The 25,865-nt window shown below is 71.0% G+C and carries 30 protein-coding genes and 1 pseudogene; 18 read left to right on the forward strand and 13 right to left on the reverse strand.

Translation table 11 applies throughout. From position 1 onward, the window contains the following. Positions 1 to 128: 128 nt before the first annotated feature. The gene (locus CP976_RS28830) at positions 129 to 389 is read right to left on the reverse strand and encodes a UBP-type zinc finger domain-containing protein (RefSeq protein ID WP_086848615.1); all 261 of its coding nucleotides are present in this window, start codon (positions 387 to 389) and stop codon (positions 129 to 131) included. 62 nt (positions 390 to 451) lie between these two features. Between CP976_RS28830 and CP976_RS28835 the strand changes: the two genes are divergently transcribed. Further along, a complete protein-coding gene (locus CP976_RS28835) occupies positions 452 to 2,047 on the forward strand; it encodes a Na+/H+ antiporter (protein WP_150482954.1) in 1,596 nt (531 codons plus the stop codon). A gap of 71 nt (positions 2,048 to 2,118) precedes the next feature. Here the strand turns inward: CP976_RS28835 and CP976_RS28840 are convergent, their stop codons facing one another. Together CP976_RS28840 and CP976_RS28845 are read right to left on the reverse strand one after the other, a co-directional pair. After that, positions 2,119 to 3,027, reverse strand: coding sequence for a 1-aminocyclopropane-1-carboxylate deaminase/D-cysteine desulfhydrase (locus CP976_RS28840; RefSeq protein WP_150482955.1), 909 nt, complete (start codon positions 3,025 to 3,027; stop codon positions 2,119 to 2,121). Positions 3,028 to 3,037: 10 nt separating this feature from the next. Beyond that, the gene (locus tag CP976_RS28845; protein ID WP_150482956.1) at positions 3,038 to 3,502 is read right to left on the reverse strand and encodes a DUF6010 family protein; all 465 of its coding nucleotides are present in this window, start codon (positions 3,500 to 3,502) and stop codon (positions 3,038 to 3,040) included. Positions 3,503 to 3,792: 290 nt separating this feature from the next. On the opposite strand from CP976_RS28845, the gene CP976_RS28850 reads away from it, so the two are divergent. The 3 genes from CP976_RS28850 (at position 3,793) to CP976_RS28860 (ending at position 7,438) form a co-directional block, all read left to right on the forward strand. Continuing rightward, positions 3,793 to 5,199, forward strand: coding sequence for a family 2B encapsulin nanocompartment shell protein (locus CP976_RS28850; protein WP_150482957.1), 1,407 nt, complete (start codon positions 3,793 to 3,795; stop codon positions 5,197 to 5,199). A 111-nt stretch (positions 5,200 to 5,310) separates the two neighbouring features. Further along, positions 5,311 to 6,480 (forward strand): family 2 encapsulin nanocompartment cargo protein polyprenyl transferase, encoded by a 1,170-nt coding sequence (locus tag CP976_RS28855; RefSeq protein ID WP_229875579.1) that lies wholly within the window; start codon positions 5,311 to 5,313, stop codon positions 6,478 to 6,480. Between the two features lie 346 nt (positions 6,481 to 6,826). Beyond that, the gene (locus CP976_RS28860; RefSeq protein ID WP_150482958.1) at positions 6,827 to 7,438 is read left to right on the forward strand and encodes a GNAT family N-acetyltransferase; all 612 of its coding nucleotides are present in this window, start codon (positions 6,827 to 6,829) and stop codon (positions 7,436 to 7,438) included. Positions 7,439 to 7,535: 97 nt separating this feature from the next. Here the strand turns inward: CP976_RS28860 and CP976_RS28865 are convergent, their stop codons facing one another. Next, positions 7,536 to 8,150, reverse strand: a complete 615-nt coding sequence (locus CP976_RS28865) for a TetR/AcrR family transcriptional regulator (protein WP_150485545.1) — start codon at positions 8,148 to 8,150, stop codon at positions 7,536 to 7,538. Between the two features lie 112 nt (positions 8,151 to 8,262). Here CP976_RS28865 and CP976_RS28870 point away from each other — a divergent pair, with 112 nt between their 5' ends. The 5 genes from CP976_RS28870 (at position 8,263) to CP976_RS28890 (ending at position 11,155) form a co-directional block, all read left to right on the forward strand. Further along, positions 8,263 to 8,847: a dihydrofolate reductase family protein gene (locus tag CP976_RS28870; protein ID WP_150482959.1), complete on the forward strand. Its 585-nt coding sequence runs from the start codon at positions 8,263 to 8,265 to the stop codon at positions 8,845 to 8,847. Between the two features lie 26 nt (positions 8,848 to 8,873). After that, entirely contained in the window at positions 8,874 to 9,167 is a 294-nt protein-coding gene (locus CP976_RS28875) for a hypothetical protein (RefSeq protein WP_150482960.1), read from the forward strand. An 84-nt stretch (positions 9,168 to 9,251) separates the two neighbouring features. After that, positions 9,252 to 9,665 carry a YciI family protein gene (locus tag CP976_RS28880; protein ID WP_150482961.1) on the forward strand — a complete coding sequence of 138 codons (414 nt, stop codon included), beginning with the start codon at positions 9,252 to 9,254 and terminating at the stop codon, positions 9,663 to 9,665. 28 nt (positions 9,666 to 9,693) lie between these two features. Further along, entirely contained in the window at positions 9,694 to 10,914 is a 1,221-nt protein-coding gene (locus CP976_RS28885) for an RNA polymerase sigma factor (RefSeq protein WP_150482962.1), read from the forward strand. A 10-nt stretch (positions 10,915 to 10,924) separates the two neighbouring features. Beyond that, the gene (locus CP976_RS28890) at positions 10,925 to 11,155 is read left to right on the forward strand and encodes a hypothetical protein (RefSeq protein WP_150482963.1); all 231 of its coding nucleotides are present in this window, start codon (positions 10,925 to 10,927) and stop codon (positions 11,153 to 11,155) included. Here the strand turns inward: CP976_RS28890 and CP976_RS28895 are convergent. Continuing rightward, the gene (locus CP976_RS28895; RefSeq protein WP_150482964.1) at positions 11,152 to 11,886 is read right to left on the reverse strand and encodes a VOC family protein; all 735 of its coding nucleotides are present in this window, start codon (positions 11,884 to 11,886) and stop codon (positions 11,152 to 11,154) included. The two genes, CP976_RS28890 and CP976_RS28895, sit on opposite strands and share 4 nt — an antisense overlap. A gap of 105 nt (positions 11,887 to 11,991) precedes the next feature. Between CP976_RS28895 and CP976_RS28900 the strand changes: the two genes are divergently transcribed. Together CP976_RS28900 and CP976_RS28905 are read left to right on the forward strand one after the other, a co-directional pair. Continuing rightward, complete coding sequence (locus CP976_RS28900) at positions 11,992 to 13,146, forward strand: inorganic phosphate transporter (protein WP_150482965.1); 1,155 nt, start codon at positions 11,992 to 11,994, stop codon at positions 13,144 to 13,146. A 16-nt stretch (positions 13,147 to 13,162) separates the two neighbouring features. Then, positions 13,163 to 13,396: a hypothetical protein gene (locus CP976_RS28905; RefSeq protein WP_150482966.1), complete on the forward strand. Its 234-nt coding sequence runs from the start codon at positions 13,163 to 13,165 to the stop codon at positions 13,394 to 13,396. A gap of 73 nt (positions 13,397 to 13,469) precedes the next feature. On the opposite strand, the gene sodN is transcribed toward CP976_RS28905, so the two are convergent. Beyond that, entirely contained in the window at positions 13,470 to 13,865 is a 396-nt protein-coding gene (gene sodN, locus CP976_RS28910; RefSeq protein ID WP_086846677.1) for a superoxide dismutase, Ni, read from the reverse strand. A gap of 223 nt (positions 13,866 to 14,088) precedes the next feature. On the opposite strand from sodN, the pseudogene sodX reads away from it, so the two are divergent. Beyond that, a pseudogene (gene sodX / locus CP976_RS44700) lies at positions 14,089 to 14,262 on the forward strand (nickel-type superoxide dismutase maturation protease); the annotation flags it as partial. 65 nt (positions 14,263 to 14,327) lie between these two features. Here the strand turns inward: sodX and CP976_RS28920 are convergent. Continuing rightward, positions 14,328 to 14,987, reverse strand: coding sequence for a CGNR zinc finger domain-containing protein (locus CP976_RS28920; RefSeq protein WP_150482968.1), 660 nt, complete (start codon positions 14,985 to 14,987; stop codon positions 14,328 to 14,330). Positions 14,988 to 15,076: 89 nt separating this feature from the next. Between CP976_RS28920 and CP976_RS28925 the strand changes: the two genes are divergently transcribed. Beyond that, a complete protein-coding gene (locus CP976_RS28925) occupies positions 15,077 to 15,847 on the forward strand; it encodes a class I SAM-dependent methyltransferase (protein ID WP_150482969.1) in 771 nt (256 codons plus the stop codon). A gap of 55 nt (positions 15,848 to 15,902) precedes the next feature. Here the strand turns inward: CP976_RS28925 and CP976_RS28930 are convergent, their stop codons facing one another. The 3 genes from CP976_RS28930 to CP976_RS28940 are packed head-to-tail and all read right to left on the reverse strand — an operon-like array spanning position 15,903 to position 18,591. Next, complete coding sequence (locus tag CP976_RS28930) at positions 15,903 to 16,664, reverse strand: amino acid ABC transporter ATP-binding protein (protein ID WP_150482970.1); 762 nt, start codon at positions 16,662 to 16,664, stop codon at positions 15,903 to 15,905. Continuing rightward, positions 16,661 to 17,602 (reverse strand): amino acid ABC transporter permease, encoded by a 942-nt coding sequence (locus tag CP976_RS28935; protein WP_150482971.1) that lies wholly within the window; start codon positions 17,600 to 17,602, stop codon positions 16,661 to 16,663. The genes CP976_RS28930 and CP976_RS28935 overlap by 4 nt, the downstream gene beginning before the upstream one ends. A gap of 32 nt (positions 17,603 to 17,634) precedes the next feature. After that, the gene (locus CP976_RS28940) at positions 17,635 to 18,591 is read right to left on the reverse strand and encodes an ABC transporter substrate-binding protein (RefSeq protein ID WP_150482972.1); all 957 of its coding nucleotides are present in this window, start codon (positions 18,589 to 18,591) and stop codon (positions 17,635 to 17,637) included. Between the two features lie 623 nt (positions 18,592 to 19,214). Here CP976_RS28940 and CP976_RS28950 point away from each other — a divergent pair. The 4 genes from CP976_RS28950 to CP976_RS28965 all read left to right on the forward strand — a co-directional run bounded on the left by CP976_RS28950 (position 19,215) and on the right by CP976_RS28965 (position 22,603). Beyond that, positions 19,215 to 20,447 (forward strand): NAD(P)-dependent malic enzyme, encoded by a 1,233-nt coding sequence (locus CP976_RS28950; RefSeq protein WP_150482973.1) that lies wholly within the window; start codon positions 19,215 to 19,217, stop codon positions 20,445 to 20,447. Positions 20,448 to 20,762: 315 nt separating this feature from the next. Continuing rightward, complete coding sequence (locus CP976_RS28955) at positions 20,763 to 21,728, forward strand: zinc-binding dehydrogenase (RefSeq protein WP_150482974.1); 966 nt, start codon at positions 20,763 to 20,765, stop codon at positions 21,726 to 21,728. Positions 21,729 to 21,827: 99 nt separating this feature from the next. Continuing rightward, positions 21,828 to 22,037, forward strand: a complete 210-nt coding sequence (locus CP976_RS28960; protein ID WP_003992902.1) for an HTH domain-containing protein — start codon at positions 21,828 to 21,830, stop codon at positions 22,035 to 22,037. Next, positions 22,037 to 22,603, forward strand: coding sequence for a Clp protease N-terminal domain-containing protein (locus CP976_RS28965; RefSeq protein WP_086841046.1), 567 nt, complete (start codon positions 22,037 to 22,039; stop codon positions 22,601 to 22,603). The genes CP976_RS28960 and CP976_RS28965 overlap by 1 nt, the downstream gene beginning before the upstream one ends. A 19-nt stretch (positions 22,604 to 22,622) precedes the next feature. Here CP976_RS28965 and CP976_RS28970 read toward each other — a convergent pair whose 3' ends face one another. Both CP976_RS28970 and CP976_RS28975 read right to left on the reverse strand, forming a co-directional pair. Beyond that, complete coding sequence (locus CP976_RS28970; RefSeq protein WP_150482975.1) at positions 22,623 to 23,702, reverse strand: PadR family transcriptional regulator; 1,080 nt, start codon at positions 23,700 to 23,702, stop codon at positions 22,623 to 22,625. 1 nt (position 23,703) lies between these two features. Next, complete coding sequence (locus CP976_RS28975; protein WP_150482976.1) at positions 23,704 to 24,675, reverse strand: DUF4097 family beta strand repeat-containing protein; 972 nt, start codon at positions 24,673 to 24,675, stop codon at positions 23,704 to 23,706. 147 nt (positions 24,676 to 24,822) lie between these two features. Here CP976_RS28975 and CP976_RS28980 point away from each other — a divergent pair, with 147 nt between their 5' ends. Continuing rightward, a complete protein-coding gene (locus CP976_RS28980) occupies positions 24,823 to 25,659 on the forward strand; it encodes a hypothetical protein (protein ID WP_150482977.1) in 837 nt (278 codons plus the stop codon). A 15-nt stretch (positions 25,660 to 25,674) separates the two neighbouring features. Here the strand turns inward: CP976_RS28980 and CP976_RS28985 are convergent, their stop codons facing one another. Next, a complete protein-coding gene (locus tag CP976_RS28985) occupies positions 25,675 to 25,854 on the reverse strand; it encodes a DUF6104 family protein (protein WP_150482978.1) in 180 nt (59 codons plus the stop codon). Positions 25,855 to 25,865 lie beyond the last annotated feature (11 nt).

Raw genomic sequence — 25,865 nt, forward strand, 5'->3', positions numbered from 1 at the left:
CTCACAGTAAACCTCCGGATACGCTCCGTGTCTAGAGGTTCTGCGGGCCCAAATGGGAAGAGCGTGCGCCGGGTTGACGTACCCAGACGTCAGACGGTCGAACCGTCCCGCGCCGGGGTCCTGTCGAGTCACACCAGTACATGATCGACGAAGCACCACCGCCAAGTCTCCCCGGGCTCATGGGTCCGCATCACGGGATGCCCGGACTTCTCGTGGTGCACCGCCGCGTGCCGCCCCGGCGAGGAGTCGCAGCAGCCGACGTGGCCGCAGCTCAGACACAGCCGCAGTTGCACCGGATCCATGCCCTCCGCCAGGCACTCCGGACACGTCTCGCTGAGCGGGACGGGTTCGGGATGAGGCAGCGCCTCGGCGTGGGTGCACTGTTTCATGATTGCCAGGTTACGACGGTCGCGCCGAAGACCGCGTGGAAAAAAGAGGGCGGGCGAGAACGATGGACGTGATGCCACTGCTGCTGCTGGTGGCGGGCAGCGCAGCGATCGCCGCGGCGGCCAGGCGCACACCGGTGCCGGCGCCACTGCTGCTGGTGGCGGTCGGGCTGGCGGTCAGCTCCGTCCCCGGGGTGCCGGACTACACCCTCGACCCGCACATCGTCCTGCCGCTCCTGCTGCCCCCGCTGCTGCACACGGCCGCCACCGACAGCTCGTACCTCGACCTGCGGGCGCAGCTGCGCCCGGTGGCGCTGCTGTCCGTCGGGTACGTGCTGTTCGCGACCTTCGTCGTCGGCTGGGCCCTGTACCTGATCGTGCCGGACCTGCCGCTGACCGCCGCCCTCGTCTTCGGCGCGGTGGTGGCGCCGCCGGACGCGGTCGCGGCGACGGCCGTGGCCCGCCGGGTCGGGCTGCCGTCGCGGATCACCACGATCCTCCAGGGCGAGTCCCTGCTGAACGACGCCACCGCGATCACCGCCTACCGGGTGGCCCTGGCCGCCGCCGTCGGCGAGGGCGCGACCTGGGCCGGGGGCATCGGCGAGTTCCTGCTCGCGGCGGTCGGCGGCGTCGTGGTCGGGCTCGTGCTGATGGCGCCGATCCACTGGCTGCGCACGCACGTGAAGGAGGCGCTGTTCCAGAACACGCTCTCCCTGCTGACCCCCTTCGTCGCGTACGCCGTCGCCGAGCAGGTGCACGCCTCCGGTGTCATCGCGGTCGTGGTCGTCGCCCTCTACCTGGGACACCGCGCGTGGGAGGTCGACTTCGCCACGCGTCTGCAGGAGGAGGCGGTGTGGAAGATGGTCGCCTTCGTCCTGGAGTCGGCGGTGTTCGCGCTGATCGGACTCCAGCTCCCGGTGGTGCTGAGGGGCCTCGGGGAGTACGAGGGGGCCTTGGCCGCCTGGTACGCGGTCGCCGTCTTCCTGGTGGTCGTCGCGGCCCGGTTCGCGTGGGTGTACCCGGCGACCTTCCTCCCGCGGCTTTCGGCCCGGATCCGGGAGCGGGAGGCGAGTCCGACCTGGAAGGGGCCGTTCGTCGTCGCGTGGGCCGGTATGCGGGGCGTGGTCTCGCTCGCCATCGCCTTCTCGATCCCGCTCACCCTGCACGACGGCGAGGAGCCCTTCCCGCACCGCAACCTCATCCTCTTCCTGACCTTCACGACCGTCATCGGGACGCTGGTCGTGCAGGGGCTGACCCTGCCCCCGCTGATCCGTCTGCTGAAGTTCCCCGGGCGGGACACACACGCCGAGACACTGGCCGAGGCCAACGCCCAGGCGCAGGCCTCCCGGGCCGCCGAGCGGCGCCTGGACGAACTCCTCACCGACGAGCGCAACGCCCTGCCCGCGCCGCTCGCCGACCGGCTCCGCACCGTCCTGGAGCGCCGCCGCAACGCCGTCTGGGAACGGCTCGGGCAGGCCAACCCGGTCACCGGGGAGTCCGTCGACGACACCTACCGGCGGCTGTCGCGGGAGATGATCAGCGCCGAGCGCGAGGTGTTCGTCAAGCTCCGGGACGCCCGGTACATCGACGACGAGATGCTGCGGACGCTGCTGCGCAGACTGGATCTGGAGGAGGCGGCGGCCTTCCGGGAGACGGCGTAGAGGCGGGGAGGGGCGGACGGCAGGAGACGGCGTAGAGGCAGGAGGATCGGACGGTAGGGCGCTGCCGGGCGTCACGGGAAGGGACGGCCGGTGACCACCGCCGCCACCGTCGTCCCGCGCGGGAAGGCCCCTTCGCCGGCCAGGGTGACGAGCCCGTACAGCAGCTTGGCGACATACAGGCGTTCGACGGGCAGTCCGTGGCGCTGCTCGAAGTCCGCGGCGAAGGAGTCGAGCTCGCCGGGCACGCGCGCGTAGCCGCCGAAGTGGAAGCGGTCGTCGAGGCTCCAGGTGCCGCGCGGACCGCCGAAGGCCTGCTGCTGCAAGGCCCCCACGTCGGCGGCCAGGAAGCCGCCCTTGAGCACCGGGACACCCATGGCACGTTGTCCGGGGGCGAGACCGGCGGCCAGTCCCGCCAGTGTGCCGCCGGTGCCGCAGGCCACGGCGACGGCATCGGCTCGGCCGTGCAGTTCGGCGCCGAGCGCCCGGCAGCCGCGCACGGCCTCCGCGTTGCTGCCGCCCTCGGGGACGACGTACGCCTCCTCGGCGTCCGCCGCGCGCAGGATCGCGGCCAGGGTCCGCGGCTCGGACTTGCGGCGGTACGTCGCCCTGTCGACGAAGTGCAGCCGCATACCGTCGGCCCTGCAGCGGGTCAGTGAGGGGTTGAGAGGCCGGCCGGCCAGCTCCTCGCCGCGTACGACGCCGACCGTGCGGATGCCGAGCAGCCGGCCGGCCGCGGCCGTGGCCCGCAGGTGGTTGGAGTAGGCGCCGCCGAAGGTGACGACGGTACGGCCGGCCGCCGCCGCGAGGTTCGGCGCCAGCTTGCGCCACTTGTTGCCGATCAGCTCCGGGTGGATCAAGTCGTCCCGCTTCAGCACCAGCCGGACGCCGTGGCGCTCGAAGCGGCCGTCCACGACCTCTTCCACAGGCGAGGGCAGCCGGGGGCGCAGTGCGGCGAATCCGGAGGTGTCGGGGCTGGTCACCGGGCCATTGTCACCCGGGGGTGGGGGAGGGGGACTCGGGGCTGACGCCTTCCCGCGCGCCCGGGCCGAGCCGCGGCCGCCCGGACCGGCGGCGCCCGCGCACGAGGTCGATGAGGGACGGGCCGCCGCGCAGGCACCAGAGTGCGATCACCGGGTCGCAGATCGCGCAGCCAAGGGAGGAGGTGTGGGCGAAGGGGATGATCGGGGCTCCCTTGACGTGGTGCACGATGTCCCACGCCGTGTGCAGCAGCCAGCCGACGCCGATCCACGTCCACGACTCCAGGCCGCGGAAGGCGACGTAGGCGAGCAGCGCGGTGAACGGGAACTCCCAGCCGCCCATGCCGCCGCCGCTGAGGTACGCCGCGCCGGCACCGGCGACCATCACCGCGTTCAGGCGCCGCCGGTGCGGTTCGCGGACCAGGGACATCAACAGGGCGTAGAGGATGCCGATGGCGATCGGCGCGATGTACTGCATGGGCGGGCCGTCTCCGGAGTCGGTGGAAGGAACGGATCACCACGCTAGGTCCGGTCCCGCACGCTCCCCAGTGGCATGACCGACAGGTTCCGACGGGTTGTCGCCAGCAGCCCGGAGCCCTGCCACGCCGCCCTCCAATGCCGGGAAAGCGGGCCCCTGCCCAGTCGTACGAAGATCCATTCCCGCTCGTTCGTGTAATAGCACCGGGACGTTGGGTGAGGAAGGCTTGGTCGTGCACATCGATGCCCGAGGCATATGGGCGTCGGTCACAACCGGGAGGGCAGTTCTCTATGTCGGTAGGCGAAGAGGTCCGCACGGAGCAGACCAAGCCGCAGCAGAGTCTCGGCACGGCGGCCGCGCGGAACCTGGCCACCACGACCAAGTCCGTGCCACAGATGCAGGAGATCAGCTCCCGCTGGCTGCTGCGGATGCTGCCCTGGGTCGACATCCAGGGTGGTACGTACCGGGTGAACCGGCGGCTGACGTTCGCCGTGGGCGACGGCCGGCTGACGTTCGTGAAGACCGGCGACCGCGTGGAGATCATCCCCGCGGAGCTGGGCGAGCTTCCGGCGCTGCGGTCGTACGAGGACGAGGAGGTGCTCTTCGAGATCGCCCGGCGCTGCGAGCAGCGGGAGATCGCCGCCGGCGAGGTGATCGCCTCGTTCGGCAGCCCGACCGACGAGGTGTACCTGCTGGCGCACGGCAGGGTGGAGAAGGTCGGCACGGGCCCGTATGGCGACGACGAGTCCCTCGGGGTCCTCGCCGACGGCGCCTACCTCGGCGACGAGGCGCTGCTGAACGAGGACGCCATCTGGGAGTACACGGCCCGGGCGCTCACCGCGTGCACCGTGCTCGTCCTGACCCGCCAGGACGTCGAGCAGATCGCGGAGCGTTCGGACTCGCTGCGTGAGCACCTCCAGCAGCGCCGCTCGATCCCCCAGCAGCGCTCCAACAAGTACGGCGAGAAGGAGATCGACCTCGCCGCCGGCCACTCCGGCGAGCCGGACATCCCGCACACCTTCGTCGACTACGAGGCCAGGCCCCGTGAGTACGAACTGAGCGTCGCCCAGACCGTCCTGCGCATCCACACGCGCGTGGCCGACCTCTACAACCAGCCCATGAACCAGACCGAGCAGCAGATCCGGCTGACGGTCGAGGCGCTGAAGGAGCGCCAGGAGCACGAGCTCATCAACAACCGCGACTTCGGCCTTCTGCACAACTGCGAGTACGACCAGCGGATCCAGCCGCACGACGGCGTGCCCGGCCCGGACGACCTGGACGAGCTGCTCAGCAGGCGCCGCGGCACCAAACTGCTCCTCGCCCACCCGCGCGCCATCGCCGCGATCGGCCGTGAGCTCAACAAGCGCGGACTCGTCCCCGAGACCATCGACATGGCCGGCAACCGCATCCCCACCTGGCGCGGAGTGCCGATCTTCCCGTGCAACAAGATCCCGGTGAGCCCGGAGCGGACGACGTCGATCATCGCCATGCGTACCGGCGAGAGCGACCAGGGCGTCATCGGCCTGCGGGCCTCCGGCATCCCGGACGAGATCGAGCCCAGCCTGTCGGTGCGCTTCATGGGCATCAACGAACAGGCCATCATCAAGTACCTGGTCACGGCCTACTACTCGGCCGCGGTCCTGGTACCGGACGCGCTCGGCGTCCTGGAGAACGTCGAGATCGGCCGCTGGCAGTGACGTTTCCGGTGCGGCGGCCGTGTCGGCGCCCGGCGGCGCGGGTACACCCTCGGGGTACACGCCCAGCGGCAGCGGAAGCGCCACCGTCCGCTCAGTCTCCGAGGCGGTCCCATGGGTGAGTCCCTCACGGAGTTCAGGACGGAGACGACGCTGCCCGCCCCCGGCGGGCAGCGCGGTACCGAGCCCGGGCGTGCGGCCGGGGCACCGCAAGGGCGGGAGCCCATCGGAACACAGCGGGACGGCCGGCCGGGACCGGCCGAGGGGCACGAGGCGGTCATGCTCCTGGAGCGGGCCCGGGCGGAGGTCGACCCGGTACTGCGGGACGCGCTCGGCTCGCTGCCCCCACCGATGCGCCGGATCGCGCGCTACCACTTCGGCTGGGAGCTGGCGGACGGCACACCGGCCGAGGGCGGCTCCGGCAAGGCGATCCGGCCCGCGCTCGTCCTCGCCGCGGCGGCCGCCCTCGGCGGGGCCGGGGCACGGGCGGCGGCGGTCCGGGCGGCCGCGGCGGTGGAGCTGGTCCACAACTTCACGCTTCTGCATGACGACGTGATGGACCGGGACGCCACCCGTCGGCACCGGCCCACCGCGTGGACCGTGTTCGGTGACCCCGACGCGATCCTCGCCGGGGACGCCCTCCAGGCGCTGGCCATGCGATTGCTCGCCGAGGACCCGCATCCGGCGGCCCCGGCCGCCACCGCCCGGCTTGCCGACTGTGTGATCGAACTGTGCGCGGGACAGCACGCGGACACGGCCATGGAGCGGCGCGCTCCCCGCGAGGTCACGCTCGACGAGGTGCTCGCCATGGCGGAGGCCAAGACGGGCGCGCTGCTGGGCAGCGCCTGTGCGATCGGCGGGCTGTACGCGGGTGCCGGGGACGCGGACGTGGCGGCGCTGGACGCGTTCGGCCGGGAGGCCGGGCTCGCCTTCCAGCTCATCGACGACGTGATCGGCATATGGGGCGACCCGCGCCGCACCGGCAAGCCCGTCGGCGCGGACCTGGCCGCCCGCAAGAAGTCCCTGCCGGTCGTGGCGGCCTTCGCCTCCGGCACGCCGGCGGCCGCGGAACTCGCCGAACTGTACGCACGACCCAGCGAGAAGGAGGACCTGGACCACATCGCCCTGACCGTGGAGCGGGCGGGCGGCCGTGACTGGGCGCAGAACCAGGCGGCCGACCGGATGGCGGTGGCGATGCAGCAACTGGCACGCGCGGTGCCGGACCCGGAGGCGGCGGGCGGTCTGCTGGCCCTTGCCGAGTTCGTGACACGGCGCAGCAGTTGACCGAGCAGCAGTTGACGGTGGACGGTGCGGCAATCGGCGGTCGGGGACGGCCGCCGGTGCGGCAACGGGCCGCCGACGGCACCTGACGGACCTTCGGGTGACCGGAGGGCAGGACCCCGGAGCGTCCCGGGGCCGTGCGGCTCCTGACTCCGTACGGCCCCGGGCCTCCGGCCAGGCGGGTCCCGCACTGCCCCACGGTGTGCGGGGCCCGCCTCCTATGGCCGGTCACGACAGGCGCTTTGGACAACTGTTCGATGAATTCCCGCCAAGCTCACGCCCCAAGCGCCGGGCCGGCTCCCAACCGCCCTACGATCAACGCCCGTCGGGACGATCGAAGGGGCGGGACATGGGTGTGGCGATCCGGGCGGCGGGCGAGGGCGACCGGGAGCTGGTTGTCCGGCTGCTGGACGAGGCGTTCCAGGACGACCCGGTGAGCGGCTGGGTCTTCCCCGGGGCGGAGGACCGTCGCGCCAAGCATCCCGGGCTCATGGCCGCCTTCACCGACATCGTGCTCGCGGACGGGCGCATCGACCTCACCGAGGACGGTTCGGCCTGTGCGCTGTGGCTGTCCATGCCGGCCGACGACCATGGCGGCGACGCCGAGGACGACGGCCCGGCCCAGGTGCGTCAGGCCGTCGACCCGGACAACGAACGCGTCGAGACGATCGGCCGGCTGACCGCCGCCATTCACCCCTCCGAGCGGGCCCACGAGTATCTGTGGATGATCGCCGTGGCCCCCGGCCGCCAGGGCGAGGGTCTCGGCACGGCGCTCATCGAGTCGGTCCTCGACCGCTGCGACCGCGAGGGACTGCCCGCTTACCTGGAGGCGAGCAGCGCCCGCAGCCGCAAGCTGTACGAGCGCCTCGGCTTCGAACTCGCCGGCCCGGTGCTCGACCTCCCGGAGGACGGCCCGGCCATGTGGCCGATGTGGCGCGAGCCCCGCACGCGCAAGGCCTAGGAAGGCGCCCGCGTACTGGTTGTACGCGGGTGTTCGTCCGGTGCGGCGAGAGTGCGTGCCGGGCGTCGCGAGGCAGGCGGGACTTCGCGGACACCCCCTAGCTCTCGCCGGCCCGTCCGGCTTCCCCCTCCGGCAGCACCGTCGCCACGATCCTCTCCACCAGCCCGTCCGGCACGCTCACTCCGGGCAGTACGCCCTCCAGGACGCCCGGCAGGGTCAGGTGCTCCAGGAGCAGTCCGAGCATGGCCAGGTACAGCACGGCGACGGACTCGTCGCCGCCGGGGAGGCCGGCCGTCCGGTGGAACTCCATGGCCTCCTCCAGGTCGCCGCGCACCGACTTGGTGTAGGAGGCGAGCAGCTCGGGACGGCGGGTGGCCTCCAGGCGCAGCTCCATGAGGGCCAGATAGCCCGTGCGGTCGCGGGTCGCGCGGGCCATCAGGTCGTACATGAAGGCCGTGACCAGTGAACGGTCCCTGGGGCGGGTCATCAGCTCGGCGACCACGTCGGGGTCGGGCGCGAGCCGTGTGTGCAGCCGGGTGTCGATCTGGCGCAGCAGGTCGGCACGGCCGGTGAAGTAGTTGGAGGCCGTGCCCACGGGCACGCCGGCCTCCGCGTCCACCGCGCGGAACGTCAGCCCGCGCGCTCCCTCGCGCGCGAGCACCTCGACGCCGGCGTCGACGAGCGCGGCCCGGCGCTCGGGATTGCTGACCATGCGGAGTCCCTTCTCCCACTTTCGTCGGTTCACGGATATCGGCTTGCAACCACTACATCGGGAGTACTACAACTGAAGTCGTTGCACCGGCAGCCTACGAAAAGAGACCGGCTTGCGAAAGCTCACGTACTTCATCGCCTGTTCCATCGACGGCTTCATCGGCGACCCGGGCGGCGACGCGACCTCGATGGTCCGTTTCGTCGACGAGGAGTTCCTCGCCTTCCTCAAGGCGGAATACCCGGAGACCGTGCCCACCCAGGGCCGTCGGGCCCTCGGCTTCGACGACCTGCCGAACAAGCGGTTCGGCACCATCGTCCAGGGCCGAGCCAGCTACGACCTCGCCCTGAAGGACGGCATCACCAGCCCCTACGCCCACCTGCGCGAATACGTCGCCTCCCGGACGCTGAAGGAGTCGCCCGACCCGAACGTCGAGATCATCGCGGACGACCTGGTCGGAAAGGTCCGCGAACTGAAGGCCGAGGAGGGCGGGTTCGGCATCTACCTGTGCGGCGGCGCGCAGATCGCGGGAGAACTGCGCGACGAGATCGACGAACTCGTGATCAAGACCTACCCGGTCGTGTACGGCGCGGGCATGCCGATGTTCGGCTCCGGATTCGAGATCTCGGAGTTCGCTCTGGAGTCGACGCGCACCTTCGGCAACGACGTGCTGGTGCGCACGTACAGCAGGAAGCGCTGAGGCCCCGACCGGCCTACCCTGAGGACATGGGCAGCGAACAACACGTCTGTCTGACATGCGGACAGCCAGTGGAAACAGTCGTCCGGCGCCACAAGACGCTGGGCGCGTGGGTCCCGCGCTGGGTGCCGGGACCCTGCCGCAACCCCGAGTGCACGGCCTACGACGCGGAGGGTGCCGAGGGCGGTCAGGCCGGCGAGGGCACCCGGGCCTCCGAGCCGTCGCGGTCCGCCGACCAGCCCCGGTCCTCCGTGGACACCGCCCCACCTGCGACGACCCCGACCGAAGACGCCCCAGGAGAAACCGTCGCGGAAAATCCCTGAGCTCGTGTCGAGAATCCCGGCCCGGCTCCGACGTCCCCTGTGAGAGCCGCCCACCAGGGCGGTGAGCACCGAAGGAGCGGACTGATGAAGTACCTGGTCATGGTGCAGGGCACGCAGGCGGACTACGAAGCCATGCGCGGCAAGGCGTCGGCGAACTCCCCCGCCTGGAGCGAGGACGAGATCCAGGCCATGTTCGCCTACATGGGCGCCATCAACGACGACCTCTCGGAGACGGGCGAATTCGTCGACGGGCAGGGCCTGGCCGAGCCGGCGCAGACCCGGCACGTCACCCTCGGTGACGACGGCAAGGCGGTGATCACCGACGGGCCGTACAGCGAGACCAAGGAGTTGCTCGCCGGCTACTGGGTCCTGGAGTGCGAGAGCCTGGAGCGGGTCACGGAGATCGCCGAGCGCGTCGCCCGGTGCCCCCAGCCGGCCGGCGCCGCCGACTACCCGGTCGTGATCCGTCCGATCATGGACGGCTCCGGGGACATCTGAGGGCCGGACCACGCCGACGGACGGGCCGGTGAGGAACACACCCGAGATCGAGGACCTGCTGCGCCGGAACGCGCCGCAGGTCCTCGGCGCGCTGGTGAGGCGCTACGGGCACTTCGACGCCGCCGAGGACGCCGTACAGGAGGCGCTGCTCGCGGCGGCCGGGCAGTGGCCCTCTGCGGGGGTGCCCGGCAATCCGCGCGGCTGGCTGATCAGGGTGGCCTCGCGGCGGCTGACCGACGCCCTGCGCAGCGAGGAGGCCCGGCGGCAGCGCGAGGAGAGGGCGGCGGTGCTCACGCCCCGCGACGCCTTCACCGCCCCGCCGCCCGGGGAACGGGCTCCCCGCGAGGACGACACCCTCTCGCTGCTCTTCCTGTGCTGCCACCCGGACCTGACGCCGCCCGCCCAGATCGCGCTCACGCTGCGCGCCGTCGGCGGTCTCACCACGGCGGAGATCGCCCGCGCGTATCTGGAGCCGGAGGCGACGATGGCGCAGCGGATCAGCCGGGCCAAGCAGAAGGTGCGGGGTGTGCGCTTCGGCCGCCCGGAGCGATGGGAACAGCGGCTGCCGTCCGTCCTCCAGACCCTCTACCTGATCTTCAACGAGGGCTACACGGCCACCTCCGGCGCCGTCCTCCAGCGCCGTGACCTCGCGGGCGAGGCCGTACGCCTGACCCGTACGGTCCACCGGCTGCTCCCCGGGGACTGCGAGGTGGCAGGCCTGCTCGCGCTCATGCTGCTCACGGACGCCCGCCGTGACGCGCGCAGCGGCCCGCACGGCGAGCTGATCCCCCTCGACGAGCAGGACCGGGACCGCTGGGACAAGGCCGCGATCGAGGAGGGCGTCGCCCTGGTCACCGAGGCGCTGGCCCGGGGCCGGCCCGGGCCCTACCAACTGCGTGCCGCGATCGCCGCCGTCCACGACGAGGCGCCCTCACCCGAGGCGACGGACTGGCCCGAGATCCTGGGTCTCTACGACGTCCTCCTGACCCTGGTCCCCGGCCCGGTCGAACGCCTCAACCGCGCGGTCGCCGTCGCCATGGTCCACGGACCGCACGCGGGCCTGTCCGAACTGGACGTCCTGGCAGATGAGTTGAAGGGCCACCGGCTGGACGCCGTACGAGGTCACCTCCTGGAGCGCGCGGGCGAGCTCGAAGCCGCTCGTGCCGCCTACGAGTCGGCCGCCGCGCAGACCCTCAGCCTGCCCGAGCAGCGTTATCTCCAGGCCCGGGCGGCGCGGTTGCTCGACTAGCGTGTGAGGCATGGACATGGCGGGGGAGCGACGGCGCAGGGTGTGGCGCCGGGTGGTGATCGTATGGGCGCTGGTCGTGGCCGTCGCGGGCGGGCTGACGCTGTGGATGCAGGACTCGACTCAACCCCGGGGGCCGTACGTCTGGCAGCAGACGAACCCCGACGAGACACCGGACCTGCCGCCCTGCCCGACGCCCGAGCACGGCGGGGCCGTCCTCTGCGCGTACGCCGAGTCGGATTAGACCCGCAGCCCGCCCGTCTCCGGATCCCGGGTCGTCAGGCAGTACGTGCCGCCCGCCGGGTCGCGCATCACCGTCCAGCCCGGGAAGCCGGCCACGAACACGGCCCCGAGCTCCTCGTGCCGCGCCCGGGTCGTCTCGACGTCCGCGCAGGCTAGGTCGAGGTGGGCGGAGGCGGGGCGTTCCTCGCCGAGGCGTTGCAGGAGCAGGCGTACCGGCAGGCCGGGCGGCGGCTCGACCACGTGGAACTCCGGAAGGGAACCGGGCCGTGACGTCCAGTCGGTCAGCAGCCCGCTCCAGAAGGCGACTTCGGCGTCGTAGGCGGACGGCGGCACGTCCACGCACACCTGGTCGAGACGGCTGCCCCGCACCACCCCCGGACGCGACGATTGCCCGCGCCAAGGGTCCGCGCAGAACAACTGCCCGCCGGGCGACCGCAGCACGACGAGCGACCCGAGGTCGGCCACCACGCTCGCACCGAGCCGCGTCGCCGAGTCGGCGAACTCCCTTACGTCGTCCACACAGAAGTCGAGATGCGCACCGCCGTCCCCCGATCGCACCGCCTGTGCCTTCAGGCAGGCGTCGGCGTCGTGCGGCACCAGCGTGACGAACTCGTCCTGTTCTCCACGCAGTTCGGAGAGCCGGGTGTCCGTGACCGCCGTCCAGAACGCGCAGGCGGCGTCGAACGCCTCGCGCGGGCGGTCGATGAAGGCGTACGTCCAGCGGATCCTCATGGGCGCGATCGTATAAGGGCGACGCCACCGCCACCCGCGTGAACCTTGACCAGCCTTTGCCTCGCCGTTCCCCGCCTATTGGCCCACACTTGTTTGCATTCAGGAATGGACCACATCACGTTCCTCGTGGCGGTCGTCATCGTGACGGCGCTCGCCTTCGACTTCACCAACGGATTCCACGACACGGCGAACGCGATGGCCACGTCCATCGCCACCGGCGCACTCGCTCCCCGTACGGCGGTCCTGATCAGCGGTGTCCTCAACGTGGTCGGTGCCTTTCTGTCCACCGAGGTCGCCAAGACAGTCTCGGGCGGCATCGTGGACGACACCCTCGTCACCCCGGGGATGATCTTCGCCGGCCTGGTCGGGGCGATCCTGTGGAACCTGCTGACCTGGCTGGTCGGCCTGCCGTCGAGTTCCTCGCACGCCCTCTTCGGCGGGCTGATCGGTGCCGTGTGGGTCGGGGCGGGCAGCCAAGGCGTCAACTTCGGCAAGGTCGTCGAGAAGGTCCTGGTGCCGGCGGTGGCCTCACCGGTCGTGGCGGGTGTCGCCGCGCTGCTGGCCACCTACCTCGCCTACCGGCTCACCGACCGCGCTCGCAAAGAGTCCGTGACCAAGGGCTTCCGGATCGGCCAGATCGCCTCGGCCTCGCTGGTCTCCCTCGCCCACGGCACGAACGACGCGCAGAAGACCATGGGCGTCATCACCCTCACCCTGATCTCGGCCGGCGCGCTCGGCCACGCCGCCGGACCGCCCCTGTGGGTGATCGCGTCCGCGGGCCTGGCCATCGGCCTCGGCACGTATCTCGGCGGCTGGCGCATCATCCGCACCATGGGCAAGGGCCTCACCGAGATCCAGTCGCCGCAGGGCTTCGCCGCCGAGACCGCCTCCACCACCGTCATCCTGACCTCCGCACACCTCGGCTTCGCCCTGTCCACCACCCAGGTCGCCTCGGGCAGCATCCTCGGCGCGGGGCTCGGCCGCAGGCTCGCGGAGGTCCGCTGGGGCGTCGCGGGCCGCATGGCGGTCGCGTGGCTGGTCACACTGCCCGCCGCCGCACTGGTCGGCGGCCTGGCCGCGAGCGTGGTCCGCAGCGGCGGCGACCTCGGTACGGCGGTCGTCGCCCTGGTCGGCGCCGCCCTCGCCGCGGGCATCGTGGTCGTCTCCCGCCGCAATCCGGTCCACGCGCACAACGTCAACGACGCACACGAGGTCACCATCCGCACCGAGCCGCCCGCCAAGGTCGGCACGGCCGCCTGAACGACGGGGAGTCGACATGCATCTGGACTGGACCGCACTCGGCCAGGTCGCCGCGGTGAGCACAGGCGTCACCGTCGCCGTGGTCGTCGTCTTCGCCCTCGGCGTCCTCGGCCTAGCCCAACTGGAGGGCGCCCGCGACCAGCAGGGCCGCACATCAAACCTCGGCCTCACCCAGGCGGCGCTGTGCTTCCTGGCCTGCGCGGCCGTGGTGGCGTACGGGATCTTCCTGATCGTCCCGCAGTTCCACTGACGGCGACGACCGCGCCCATGACGAAGGGGCCCGGCCGGTTCTCCCGGCCGGGCCCCTTCGTGCGCCCGTGACTTCAGGCCTTCTTGGTCTCCCAGAAGATCTTGTCGATCTGGGCGATGTAGTCCAGCGCCTTCTGGCCGGTCGCCGGGTCGGTCGAACCCTTGGCGGCCGAGAGGGCCTTGAGGGTGTCGTTGACCAGCTGGTGCAGCTCGGGGTACTTCTCGAAGTGCGGCGGCTTGAAGTAGTCGCTCCACAGCACGGAAACGTGGTGCTTCGCGAGCTCCGCGCGCTGCTCCTTGATGGTGGTGGCACGCGCCTGGAAGTGCGGGTCGTCGTTGGCGGCCATCTTCTCCTGGATGGCCTTCACCGACTCCGCCTCGATGCGGGCCTGGGCAGGGTCGTACACACCGCAGGGAAGGTCACAGTGTGCGCTGACCTTGACCTTGGGGGCAAACAGGCGGGAAAGCATGGAGCATTCCTTCCTCGTGATCGTCTTCTCACAGGGGACATTACTCCGTGAGGGACGGCTTTTGGCGGGTGCCCCCTTGGGCTTAGGACAAAAGTCCGGGGCGAGACTGAGACTGGTGGACGAAGAACCGGGGAGGTGCCGGGTGATGCCGGAGCTGTCGCAGGAGTCCGAGCGGGGGAGGTCGGCCGCGCCCTTCGGGGTGGCCGAGGTGACCGGTCCGTCCATGGTGCCCACGCTGTACCACGGGGACCGGCTCCTGGTGCACTACGGGGCCCGGGTCAGGCCCGGTGACGTCGTCGTGCTGCGGCACCCCTTCCAGCAGGACCTGCTGGTCGTCAAGCGGGTCGCCGAGCGGCGCGAGAACGGCTGGTGGGTGCTCGGGGACAACACGTACGCCGGCGGCGACAGCACCGACTACGGCGTCGTACCGGACGAGCTGGTGCTGGGCCGGGTCCGGTTCCGCTACCGGCCGCTCAGGCCCGGCCGGCGTTCGCCCTGGGCGCTGCTGGGCTGGGCGCTGTCGGCCGCCAGGCCCGTCCTCTCGGGCAGGCCGGGCCGGGCGGCTTCGAGGCGTTTGCGGGCGCGGTAGGCCGCCACGTTGGCGCGGGTCGCGCAGCGGTCGGAGCAGTAGCGCCGGGAGCGGTTGGTGGAGGTGTCCAGGTAGGCGTTGCGGCAGGGCGCGGCCTCGCACAGGCCGAGCCGGTCCACGCCGTACTCGGTCAGGTGGAACGCCAGCCCCATCGCCGCGATCGCCGCGTAGCCCGCGGTCGCGTTGGACGGGTGGTCCGCCAGATGCATGTGCCACAGGGGACGGCCGTCGTCGTCGCGGAAGTCGTGCCCGGAGATCTGCGGGCTCACCGGGAACTCCAGCAGCAGTGAGTTCAGCAGGTCCACGGCGAGCGTCTCGTCGCCCTTGTCGGCCGCCTCGAAGACCGCGCGCAGCCGGGCCCGGACCGAGCGGAAGCGGGTGACGTCCGCGTCGGTGGCGCGGCGGGCCGCCGACTGGTTGACGCCGAACAGCTCGCGGACCGCCTCGACCGACGTCAGGGAGTCCTTGCCCCGGGCCGGCTCCTCGGTGTTGACGAGGCGCACCGCATAGTCCGAGTAATAGGCCAGTTCCACTTGTAGTCCTTACGGAGGGGCTTTATGGTCATGAGCGCGCACTCGTAACAGCTGATGGTGCTTCCAGGGTATTACGAGGGAGGGGCTCGATGACGGACGCGGACACCACCACGACCACCGCCGACTGGCAGGCCTGGCAGAAGAGCTGGGACCGGCAGCAGGAGTGGTACCTGCCCGACCGCGAGGAGCGGTTCCGGATCATGCTGGACATGGTCGAGGCCCTCGTGGGCACCGCCCCGCGCGTGCTGGACCTCGCCTGCGGCACCGGGAGCATCACCGCCCGGCTGCTCGCCCGCTTCCCGGAGGCCACCAGCACCGGCGTCGACCTCGACCCGGCGCTCCTCGCCATCGCCGAGGGCACCTTCGCGGGCGACGAGCGGGTCGGCCTCGTCACCGCCGACCTCAAGGACCCCGACTGGCCGGCGAAGCTGCCGTACGACTCGTACGACGCCGTCCTGACCGCGACGGCCCTGCACTGGCTGCACCGGGAACCCCTCGCGGACCTCTACGGCCGGGTCGCGGGAGTGGTCCGCGACGGCGGTGTCTTCATGAACGCGGACCACATGATCGACGAGACGACGCCCCGGATCAACGCCGCCGAGCGGGCGCAGCGGCACGCCCGCATGGAGCAGGCCGAGCGGGACGGCGTCCTCGACTGGTCGCAGTGGTGGCAGCTCGCCGCCAAGGACCCGGTCCTCGCCGAGCCCACCGCCCGGCGCTACGAGATCTACGGCGAGCACGCGGACGGCGACATGCCGTCGGCGGCGTGGCACGCGCGCGTGCTGCGCGAGAAGGGCTTCGCGGAGGCCAGGCCGGTGTGGTGCTCGCCCTCGGACACCCTGCTGCTCGCCTTGAAGTAGCACGCGGAAGGGGGCGGTACGGAGTTCCCGTACCGCCCCCTCACCGTGTGTGCGGTCAGAGCACCTTGGACAGGAACGACTTCGTCCGCTCGTGCTGCGGATTCGTCAGCACCTCACGCGGGTGACCGGATTCGACCACCACACCGCCGTCCATGAAGACCAGGCTGTCGCCCACCTCGCGGGCGAAGCCCATCTCGTGGGTGACGACGATCATCGTCATTCCGGACTCGGCGAGGTCGCGCATGACGTCCAGGACGTCACCGACCAGCTCCGGGTCGAGCGCCGACGTCGGCTCGTCGAACAGCATCAGCTTCGGGTCCATGGCGAGGGCCCGGGCGATGGCGACGCGCTGCTGCTGGCCGCCGGAGAGCTGCATGGGGTAGCTGCCCGCCTTGTCGGCCAGGCCCACCCGGTCCAGGAGCTCCAGGGCACGCTGCCGGGCCTGGCCCCTGCTCACGCCCTTGACCTGGACCGGCGCCTCCATGACGTTCTCGACGGCCGTCATGTGCGGGAAGAGGTTGAAGCGCTGGAAGACCATGCCGATGTCCCGGCGCTTGCGGGCGACCTCGCTGTCCTTCAGCTCGTAGAGCTTGTCGCCCTTCTGGCGGTACCCGACCAGCTCCCCGTCCACGGACAGGCGGCCGGCGTTGATCTTCTCCAGGTGGTTGATGCACCTCAGGAAGGTCGACTTGCCGGAGCCGGAGGGGCCGATGAGGCAGAACACCTCGCCGGACTTCACCTCCAGGTCGATGCCCTTGAGGACTTCGAGGGGGCCGAAGCTCTTGTGGACGCCTTCGGCCTTCACCATGGGGGTCATGCGGTGCCTCCCGTCGGCTTCGAGCGGCTGGACAGGGACAGCACGTTCGCCTTGATCTTCTGGAACGGCGTGGCCGGGAGCGACCGGCTAGAACCACGCGCGTAGTACCGCTCCAGGTAGTACTGGCCGATGCTGAAGACCGAGGTGAGCAGCAGGTACCAGGCCGCCGCCAGGAACAGCATCTCGGCGGGGGCGCCGGAGGTCTGGCCGATGTCCTGGGCGGCACGGAGCAGCTCGGGATACTGGACGACCGAGACCAGCGAGGTCGTCTTCAGCATGTTGATGACCTCGTTGCCCGTCGGCGGCACGATCACGCGCATCGCCTGCGGGATGACGATCCGGCGCAGCGTCTTGGCGTGGCTCATGCCGAGCGCGTGCGACGCCTCGGTCTGGCCCTCGTCGACGGAGAGCAGACCGGCACGGCAGATCTCCGCCATGTACGCGGCCTCGTTGAGGCCGAGGCCCAGCAGCGCCGTCAGGAACGGGGTCATGAAGTCCGACCACTCGTCCTTGTAGAACGGCCCGAGGTTGATGTACTCGAAGACCAGGCCCAGGTTGAACCAGACGATGAGCTGCACCAGGACCGGGGTGCCGCGGAAGAACCAGATGTAGAACCACGCGATCGACGAGGTCACCGGGTTCTTCGACAGGCGCATCACGGCGAGCATGACGCCGCCGACGATGCCGATCACCATGGACAGCACGGTCAGCAGGAGCGTTTTGCCCACGCCGTCCAGGATGCGGTCGTCGAAGAAGTAGTCCGGGATCGCGCCCCAGTTGATCTTGCCCTGGGAGAACGCGTAGACGACCCCGACCAGCAGGGCGATGGCGACGACGGCGGAGATGTACCGCCCGTAGTGCCGGACCGGGATGGCCTTGATGGCCTCCGGCCCGGCCGGGGGCGTGTCGCCCGTCGTCTTGTCGATGTCAACAGTCACGGGTGTTGCCTTTCAGTGCCGCTGCGTCGCGGTCACTTGCCGCCGTTGATGGTGGCTTCCTTGATGGCGCCGTCCGTGACGCCCCACTTCTTCATGATCTTCTCGTACTCGCCGTTCGCGATGACGGCGTCCAGCGCGGCCTTGAGGGCGTCCCGCAGCTCCGTCTGGTTCTTGGCGACCGCGATGCCGTACGGAGCGGCCTCGATCTGCTCGCCGACGAGCTGGAAGTCCTTGCCGCCACCAGAGGTCTTCACGGCGTACGCGGCGACCGGGAAGTCGGACGAACCGGCGTCGGCGCCACCCGCGCGCAGACGGGTCTGGGCCTGCTGGTCGTTGTCGAAGGGCTCGATGGCGATCTTCTTGCCGGCCGGGCACTTCTTCGACTCGGCCTTGGCGAGGTCCTCGGAGACCGTGCCGCGCTGCAGCACGATCTTCTTGCCGCACAGGTCGGACCAGCCCTTGATGCCCTGGTCGTCGCCCTTCTTGGTGTAGATCGAGACACCGGCGGTGAAGTAGTCGACGAAGTCGACGCCCTCACCGACCTTCTTGCCGGTGTCGGAGTCGATGCCCTCCTGGCGGTCCTTGGTGTCGGTCATCGCGGACATGGCGATGTCGTACCGCTTGGAGCGCAGACCGGTGATCAGCGTGTCGAAGGTGCCGTTCTCGAACTGGAAGTCGACCCCGAGCTGCTTGCCCATGGCGGCGGCGAGGTCCGGGTCGATACCGACCGTCTTGCCCGCGCTGTCCTTGAACTCGACCGGGGCGTAGGCGATGTCGGAACCGACCTTGATGACGCCCTTGTCCCGGATCGCCTGCGGAAGCTTGTCGGCGAGCGGGGCCGACGCCGTCGCGGTCTGGCTGTCCGAGCCGTTGTCCTTCGTCTGGTCACCGCATCCGGTGAGCATCAGCGCGCCTGCGACCGCGATCGCACCGACCGCTGCTAGCCGGGACTGCGCGGCGGTCGTACGACGGGTGGAGCTTGCGGTCATGGTGGGTTCCTCCGGCGGATGGGTGGAGTTGCCGATGGGGCGGGCGCTGCCGATGGGTTCGGCAGTGCCGGGGACTGCCGACGGTGCCGGCAGTTCCGTGGGTCGACGAGAACACACGTCTTCGAGTGTCGCGACCTCGTGTGATTACGGCATCTTGCCATTCGGACGGCGCCATTCTGGGGGCCAGCCATGTCAAAATCGGATAACGGGCGACCCCCGAACCGCACCACTCCGGTACATCACGACCGGACCTTCTGCGGGAATCACTCCTTCCGGCCGGAAGATCTTCGGTATGTCCCGGGAATCCGATTCGGGGCCCGAAGGATTCGCTGATAGTTGACCGGTTGTCGGGGGATTGTCCAGACCTTGTCCTGATATTGGACGAAGAGTCGGGCGCCCGTGTGTGACCTTCGCGTTATGGACTCGTCGTCGGCGCCGTCCGTCCGGTATGAAGGGTCTTTACACCCCTCATCCGGGGCTCAGGGCGCGTGTGCGGCGCGCCCGTCGCGTATGCGCCCGTACGTATCACGTACACAGCACGACCACGGCCGTACGCGGTCCCGCCCACGCCTCACCAGGAGTGGCCACCCTCAAGCCAATGAAGATTTAAGGGGTAAAACGAAGTGGCAGCGGAGATCGTCAATCCTCGCAGCGAGAGCACGGCGGACCATACGGGTCACGAGGGCGGTGCGGAGCCCCTCGACTCCTTCGATCCGGCGTTCGCGCTCCACCGCGGCGGCAAGATGGCCGTGCAGGCCACGGTGCCGGTCCGTGACAAGGACGACCTGTCCCTGGCGTACACGCCCGGGGTCGCGAAGGTGTGCAGCGCGATCGCGGAGCAGCCGGAGCTCGTCCACGATTACACGTGGAAGTCGTCGGTCGTGGCCGTCGTGACGGACGGTACGGCCGTGCTGGGGCTCGGTGACATCGGGCCCGAGGCCTCCCTCCCGGTGATGGAGGGCAAGGCGATTCTGTTCAAGCAGTTCGGTGGCGTGGACGCGGTTCCGATCGCGCTGAACTGCACGGACGTCGACGAGATCGTCGAGACGGTGGTGCGCCTCGCGCCGTCGTTCGGCGGGGTCAACCTGGAGGACATCTCGGCGCCGCGGTGCTTCGAGATCGAGCGGAAGCTCCAGGAGCGGCTCGACATCCCCGTCTTCCACGACGACCAGCACGGTACGGCGGTCGTGACGCTGGCGGCCCTGCGGAACGCCGCTCGGCTGAGCAAGCGGGCGCTGGGGGAGCTGCGGGCCGTCATCTCCGGCGCCGGCGCGGCGGGTGTCGCCATCGCGAAGATGCTGGTCGAGGCCGGGATCGGGGATGTCGCGGTGGCCGACCGCAAGGGTGTCGTGTCGGTGGACCGGGACGATCTGACGGCGGTGAAGCGGGAGCTGGCCGGGTTCACGAACAAGGCGGGCATCAGCGGGTCGCTGGAGGCGGCGCTGGCCGGGGCCGATGTGTTCATCGGGGTGTCCGGTGGGACGGTGCCGGAGGACGCGGTCGCGTCGATGGCCGAGGGGGCTTTCGTTTTCGCCATGGCGAATCCGAATCCTGAGGTGCATCCCGAGGTCGCGCACAAGTACGCGGCCGTGGTGGCTACCGGGCGGTCGGACTTCCCGAACCAGATCAACAACGTGCTGGCCTTTCCGGGGATCTTCGCGGGTGCGCTGCAGGTGCGCGCGTCGCGGATCACGGAGGGGATGAAGCTGGCCGCCGCGGAGGCGCTGGCGGGCGTGGTCGGAGACGACCTCGCGGCCGACTACGTCATCCCGTCGCCGTTCGACGAGCGGGTCGCGCCGGCGGTGACGGCAGCGGTGGCGGCGGCTGCGCGGGCCGAGGGTGTGGCTCGGCGCTGACGTTCGCCTGTGTGGTGAGGTGGCCCTGCCCTGGTGGGTGGGGTCACTTTTTTGCCTTCGGGTGCGGCTGTTCGGGTGGCCGGCGCGTGCCTGTGGCGGCCTGAACGACATCCGTGCGTGCGCGGGTGCGGACACGCCCTAGCTGCGGGCAGTCGTGCCGCTTGGGGCGGCACCCGTCCCAAAGAAGCGGCACCCCGCTACGCCGGGCTGCGGACCCACCCGGCAGTGGCACCGACGCCGAGCGCGTGGCAAGAGGGTGTGTCTCACACGGGCCGGTGGTTCCCCGGGTCCGTTCGGGAACCTATCGTCAAGGTCATGTTCGCTGTCTACGCCGCCCGAATCGACCGCGACCAGCCACTGGCCGGCCTGGAGTTGGGAGAGCGTCCGGCTCCCGAGACCCGCCCCGGCTGGAGCACCGTCACGGTCAAGGCCGCCTCCCTCAACCATCACGACCTGTGGTCCCTGCGCGGCGTCGGTCTCGCAGAGGACAAACTGCCGATGATCCTCGGCTGTGACGCCGCCGGCGTCGACGAGGACGGCAACGAGGTCGTCCTGCACTCCGTGATCGGACAGAGCGGGCACGGGGTCGGCCCGAAGGAACCCCGTTCCATCCTCACCGAGCGCTACCAGGGCACCTTCGCCGAGCAGGTCGCCGTGCCGACCTGGAACATCCTGCCCAAGCCCAAGGAGCTCTCCTTCGAGGAGGCCGCCTGTCTGCCCACGGCGTGGCTGACCGCGTACCGGATGCTGTTCACCAACGCGGGCGTCCGGCCCGGCGACTCCGTGCTCGTGCAGGGCGCGGGGGGCGGTGTCGCCACGGCCGCCATCGTGCTGGGGAAGGCCGCCGGGCTCCGGGTCTTCGCCACGAGCCGGGACGAGGCCAGGCGGAAGCGGGCCGTGGAGCTGGGGGCCGTGGAGGCCCTGGAGTCGGGGGCGCGGCTGCCGCAGCGGGTCGACGCCGTGATCGAGACCGTCGGGGCCGCCACCTGGTCGCATTCCGTGAAGTCGCTGAAGCCCGGCGGCACGCTGGTGATCTCCGGTGCCACCAGTGGTGACCGGCCCTCTCATGCCGAACTGACCCGGATCTTCTTCCTGGAGCTCAAGGTCGTCGGGTCCACGATGGGCACCAAGGACGAGCTGGAGGACCTGCTCGCGTTCTGTGCCGCCACCGGTGTGCGGCCGGTCATCGACGAGGTGCTGCCCATGGACCGCGCGCGGGAGGGCTTCGAACGGCTGGCGTCCGGTGAGCAGTTCGGGAAGGTCGTGCTCACCCATCCCTGATCCCCGCTGAATGTGCTGACGGCCGGTCCGGGTTCGGGCCGGCCGTTTGGTTTGTCAACTGGGGTTGACGAAGGCGGGGTGTCAACGTAGGTTGACGTCATGACCGAAGCAACCGATCTGGCCGAGCGTGCGGGCGACCGTGATCCACGGGTCGGCCTGCGGGCCGTCGCCGCCCTGCGCAGGCTGCTGGAGCAGCTGGAAGCCGTACAGGTGCGCAACGCGCGCAACCAGGGCTGGTCGTGGCAGGAGATCGCCACCGAACTCGGTGTGAGCAGGCAGGCCGTGCACAAGAAGTACGGGAGGCATTGATGTTCGAGCGGTTCACGAAGGACGCCCGGAGCGTGGTCAAGGGCGCGTTCGAGTATGTGGAGGGGGGCGGTGGCGGGCAGGTCGTGGAGCCGGAGCATCTGTTGCTCGCGTTGCTCGACCGGGAGGGCAGCCGTGGCTCGTTCGCGCTCGCCGCTCTCGGGCTCGCCGAGCGGAGGGAGTCCGTGCGGGAGGCGCTGGGGGCGGCGCGGCGGCGGGCCGGGCTGTCGCAGGCCGAGGCCGACGCGCTCGCCGGGCTCGGGATCGATGTGGAGGAGATCGTCGCCCGGGTGGAGGAGGTGCACGGCGTCGGTGCCATGGCCGGTGACCGGAAGGACAAGGGGTGGTGGTCGGGGCGGGCCTCCTTCGGGCGCGGCGCCAAGGACGTCCTGGAGCGCTCCTTGCGGGCCGCCCTCGCCCAGCGGGACCGGCACATCGGTGACGAGCACATCCTGCTGGCCCTGACCATGCGCCCCGGCGTGCCGGCCGAGGTCCTCGCCGACCACGGGGTGACGTACGAGTCCCTGGTACGGGTGCTGTACGGGGGCGGCGAGGCCAAGGCCGGGTGACGGGCGGGGCGCCGGACGTCTACTTCTCCGGGGTGCGCAGCAGTGCTCCTATGTGGGCCGCCGCCGTCGACAGGTGGCGGCGGGCGTCGCGCAGTTGGTCGGGCGTGACGCCGTGGTCCCGGGCCGCGTCGCGGATGTCGTCCCGGAAGCGGTCGAGCAGGCGGTCCAGGTCGCGGGCGGGGTCGCCGGTGGAGTCCGCGGCGTCCTCATGGGCCCAGGTCGGTTCGTAGGCGGCCGGGAAGTCCTCGGGGGTCTGTGAGGGTGTCGGCTGCGAGGCCGGTTTGCCGGTGCCGGTGCCGGTGCTGGTGCCGGTGCCGGTCCAGTCGAAGCCGAAGTCCTTTCCGTAGTCCTTGCCGAACTCGCCGACCTCCTTGGCCAGTTCACTCAGGCCCTCGCGCAGTCCCGTGGGCCAGTCGCCGCGGGCGAAGTGGTCCTGGACCTGCTCCTGGACCCGGCGGGCGATGCGCTGCACCTGCTCCTGGGCCTGGGCGCGGGCCTGTTCCTGGGCCTCCTTGGCCTGGCGACGGGCGCGCTGGGCGTCCTCACGGGCGCGGCGGCTCTCGTCCTTGGCGCGGCGGGCCTGCTCCTTCCATTCCTGCCTGGCGCGCCGCATCTCCTCCTTGGCGACGCGCCAGGCTTCCTTGTCGCCGTACTGCCCGAAGTCCCCGAAGGGGGCGTCCTCCGCGCCACGGGGCTTGGTGCCGTTCTCCCGGCGGGCCTCGCTCGCGGCGGCGCGCATCTCGCGGCGCAGGTCGCCGGCGGCCCCGCGCACGTCGGCGCGGATCTCCGCAGCCAGTTCCGCGACCGACTCCCGGATCTCCAGCTCCAGGTCGGCCAGTTCGCCGCTGCGCTCGGCCAGTTCGGCGCGGCCCGCGTCGGTGATCGAGTACACCTTGCGGCCGCCCTCCGTGGTGTGGGTGACCAGGCCCTCGGCCTCCAGCTTGGCCAGGCGCGGGTAGACCGTGCCCGCCGAGGGTGCGTACAGCCCCTGGAAGCGCTCTTCAAGGAGGCGGATCACCTCGTAGCCGTGGCGGGGGGCCTCGTCCAGCAGCTTCAGCAGGTAGAGGCGGAGGCGGCCGTGGGCGAAGACGGGGGGCATGTCAGAGCACCTTCTTGTCGGTCGTGCCGTCGGCCGGGACACCGGCGTCGGCGGCGCCCCGGTCGGAGACGGAATTGTCTCCCGGCCGGGCCGGCGGGTCGTCCTGCGGGTCGGCCGGCGAGCTGCCGGTGCCCGGACGGGTGTCCCACGGTTCGTCGGGCTCGTCCTGCCTGGAGGGGCGGCGCAGCAGGGCGATCGAGCCGGAGACCGTGGTCGCTCGCAGCGTGCCGTTGCCCGCGCCCAGACGGCCCGTGATCTTGTGGGCGCCCCACTGGCCCTGCACCCGCAGATCGTCGAAGGCGTTGGAGATCGAGCCGCTCGCCGTGTTGGCCTCGACCTCCGCGTCCGCCGGGTCCGGCAGCCGGATCGCGATCTCGCCCGAGACGCTGGTCAGCCGTACGTCCGTCGGGCCGCCGGGGTCGAGGTCTACGATCATGGAGCCGCTGACGGAGTCGGCCCGCACGGAGGAGCCGGAACCCTCGACCACCGTGAGGTCGCCCGAGACGGAGTTGAACCGGAGGTCGCCGGTCACGTCCTGGGCCTCCACGCTCCCGGAGACCGTGTCGGCGCGGACCGGGCCGGAGAGCGCCACGAGGGTCGTGTCGCCCGTGACGCCCTTCACCACCGCCGGTCCCTCGATCCCGGAGATCACGGCTGCCGCGCCGACCACGCCCACCTCCACCCGGGTGGAGGCCGGGACGGCCAGGGAGACCACCGCGCTGCGGCGCCAGCCCTTGCGGTCCAGCCACTTGAGGAAGCCCTTCCAGGGCAGGTCCTCGTAGGCCACCGTGAGAGTCCCGTCCTGCTGGGTCACCATCAGGGGCGGACCCTCGATCTCGGAGACCTCCAGGCGGGCGGAACCTTCGTCCGTGCCCACCACGTTCACCGTTCCGTTGACGAGACGCACGTGGAGCTCGGTCACGGGCTCGTCGAAGGTGAGTTTCCTCGGCTCCGTGACAGACCACTCGGACATGGGGCAGACCTCCCGACATGACGCGCCATATCGCGTCTTCTGTGAATCACGATATATCGTGGTCGGGGAAAGTCAAGACACCCGTTTCGGGGACCTCGGGACGCACAAAAGTGCTCAAAGAGGGGTGATTCGCCCTAGCGTGTGACCATGCCGACGGAAGCCGACCGCACCGGTCCAGCCCCCGGGGCGCTGCTGTTGTGCCGGGCGGTGCCCGGGGCCGTCGCCCCCGTCGCCCACCTGTTGCGGGAACGGATGCAGCTCACCCGGGCGGGCGACGAATGGAGCGTTCTCGTCCCCGAGGGCGGGCCCTGGCGGGACGCCGGCGAGCCTGTCGACCGTGTGGTCACCGGCTGGGCCACGGCCCTCGCGGTCGGCGCGCCCTGGCCCGTTCTCGCCTTGTGGTGGGACGCCGACCACGCGGGCTTCGCGCTCGCTTCCGGTTTCCGCCGCCCGGTCGGCTTCGTCTGGCTCGCGAGCGGTGTCCCGGTGGGGGAGGAGGAGGCGATGCGCACCTTCGCCGCGCGCGTGGGCCTCGACCCCGTCCTGGACCTCCAGGCCCTCGACCAGCTGACGAAGGCCGACTCCGCGGCCGACGCCCGCGCCCGTCTGCGCGGCCTCCTGGCGGTCCTCGCGCGCGTGGGCGTCTCACTGCCGCCGGAACTCGCCCCCGGCGAGCCCGCCGACCGCCTCCGGGAAGCCGCCGCACTCCAGCCGGGCAGCCTCCCGGTCGCATGGCCGGGCCGGCGCGAGGCGGTCGCGGAACGCGACACCGTCGACCACAGCCGCCTGGGCCCCTGGATGCCCTGGACCGGCGGCCCCAGGGCCCGCGCCCTGGCCCTCGCCCAGGTGGCGGCGGGCCTCCCGCTCATCGCCTGGGGGCTACGGCGCCCCAGCGGCGGCTGGGGCTGGGCCACGGCCGGAGCGCTGCTCCTGGCTCATGGCGCACTGGGCCTGGCGTACGACGTCACGCACCCGCGCGACTGACCGCCCGGGAGCGTCCTACTCCTCGTCCTCGTCGTCCAGCCGCGCCAGCCACGTGGCCAGCCGCTCCACCGGCACCTCGAAGTCGGGGTTGAGGTCGACGAACGTCCGGAACTGCTCGGCCAGCCACTCGAAGGAGACCTCCTCCTCGCCGCGCCGCTTCTCCAGTTCCTCGATGCCACGGTCCGTGAAGTACATGCCGTCAAGTT

The organism is Streptomyces coeruleorubidus (genome assembly GCF_008705135.1).
GTDB classification, from domain to species: domain Bacteria; phylum Actinomycetota; class Actinomycetes; order Streptomycetales; family Streptomycetaceae; genus Streptomyces; species Streptomyces coeruleofuscus.

Bases quoted from the DNA above. Each gene is read 5' to 3' on its own strand.
- CP976_RS28830 (WP_086848615.1), bottom strand. From the start codon at position 389: ATGAAACAGTGCACCCACGCCGAGGCGCTGCCTCATCCCGAACCCGTC.
- CP976_RS28835 (WP_150482954.1), top strand. From the start codon at position 452: ATGGACGTGATGCCACTGCTGCTGCTGGTGGCGGGCAGCGCAGCGATC.
- CP976_RS28845 (WP_150482956.1), bottom strand. From the start codon at position 3,502: ATGCAGTACATCGCGCCGATCGCCATCGGCATCCTCTACGCCCTGTTG.
- CP976_RS28850 (WP_150482957.1), top strand. From the start codon at position 3,793: ATGTCGGTAGGCGAAGAGGTCCGCACGGAGCAGACCAAGCCGCAGCAG.
- CP976_RS28855 (WP_229875579.1), top strand. From the start codon at position 5,311: ATGGGTGAGTCCCTCACGGAGTTCAGGACGGAGACGACGCTGCCCGCC.
- CP976_RS28860 (WP_150482958.1), top strand. From the start codon at position 6,827: ATGGGTGTGGCGATCCGGGCGGCGGGCGAGGGCGACCGGGAGCTGGTT.
- CP976_RS28865 (WP_150485545.1), bottom strand. From the start codon at position 8,150: ATGGTCAGCAATCCCGAGCGCCGGGCCGCGCTCGTCGACGCCGGCGTC.
- CP976_RS28875 (WP_150482960.1), top strand. From the start codon at position 8,874: ATGGGCAGCGAACAACACGTCTGTCTGACATGCGGACAGCCAGTGGAA.
- CP976_RS28880 (WP_150482961.1), top strand. From the start codon at position 9,252: ATGAAGTACCTGGTCATGGTGCAGGGCACGCAGGCGGACTACGAAGCC.
- CP976_RS28890 (WP_150482963.1), top strand. From the start codon at position 10,925: ATGGACATGGCGGGGGAGCGACGGCGCAGGGTGTGGCGCCGGGTGGTG.
- CP976_RS28895 (WP_150482964.1), bottom strand. From the start codon at position 11,886: ATGAGGATCCGCTGGACGTACGCCTTCATCGACCGCCCGCGCGAGGCG.
- CP976_RS28900 (WP_150482965.1), top strand. From the start codon at position 11,992: ATGGACCACATCACGTTCCTCGTGGCGGTCGTCATCGTGACGGCGCTC.
- CP976_RS28905 (WP_150482966.1), top strand. From the start codon at position 13,163: ATGCATCTGGACTGGACCGCACTCGGCCAGGTCGCCGCGGTGAGCACA.
- sodN (WP_086846677.1), bottom strand. From the start codon at position 13,865: ATGCTTTCCCGCCTGTTTGCCCCCAAGGTCAAGGTCAGCGCACACTGT.
- CP976_RS28925 (WP_150482969.1), top strand. From the start codon at position 15,077: ATGACGGACGCGGACACCACCACGACCACCGCCGACTGGCAGGCCTGG.
- CP976_RS28930 (WP_150482970.1), bottom strand. From the start codon at position 16,664: ATGACCCCCATGGTGAAGGCCGAAGGCGTCCACAAGAGCTTCGGCCCC.
- CP976_RS28940 (WP_150482972.1), bottom strand. From the start codon at position 18,591: ATGACCGCAAGCTCCACCCGTCGTACGACCGCCGCGCAGTCCCGGCTA.
- CP976_RS28955 (WP_150482974.1), top strand. From the start codon at position 20,763: ATGTTCGCTGTCTACGCCGCCCGAATCGACCGCGACCAGCCACTGGCC.
- CP976_RS28960 (WP_003992902.1), top strand. From the start codon at position 21,828: ATGACCGAAGCAACCGATCTGGCCGAGCGTGCGGGCGACCGTGATCCA.
- CP976_RS28965 (WP_086841046.1), top strand. From the start codon at position 22,037: ATGTTCGAGCGGTTCACGAAGGACGCCCGGAGCGTGGTCAAGGGCGCG.
- CP976_RS28970 (WP_150482975.1), bottom strand. From the start codon at position 23,702: ATGCCCCCCGTCTTCGCCCACGGCCGCCTCCGCCTCTACCTGCTGAAG.
- CP976_RS28975 (WP_150482976.1), bottom strand. From the start codon at position 24,675: ATGTCCGAGTGGTCTGTCACGGAGCCGAGGAAACTCACCTTCGACGAG.
- CP976_RS28980 (WP_150482977.1), top strand. From the start codon at position 24,823: ATGCCGACGGAAGCCGACCGCACCGGTCCAGCCCCCGGGGCGCTGCTG.
- CP976_RS28985 (WP_150482978.1), bottom strand. From the start codon at position 25,854: ATGTACTTCACGGACCGTGGCATCGAGGAACTGGAGAAGCGGCGCGGC.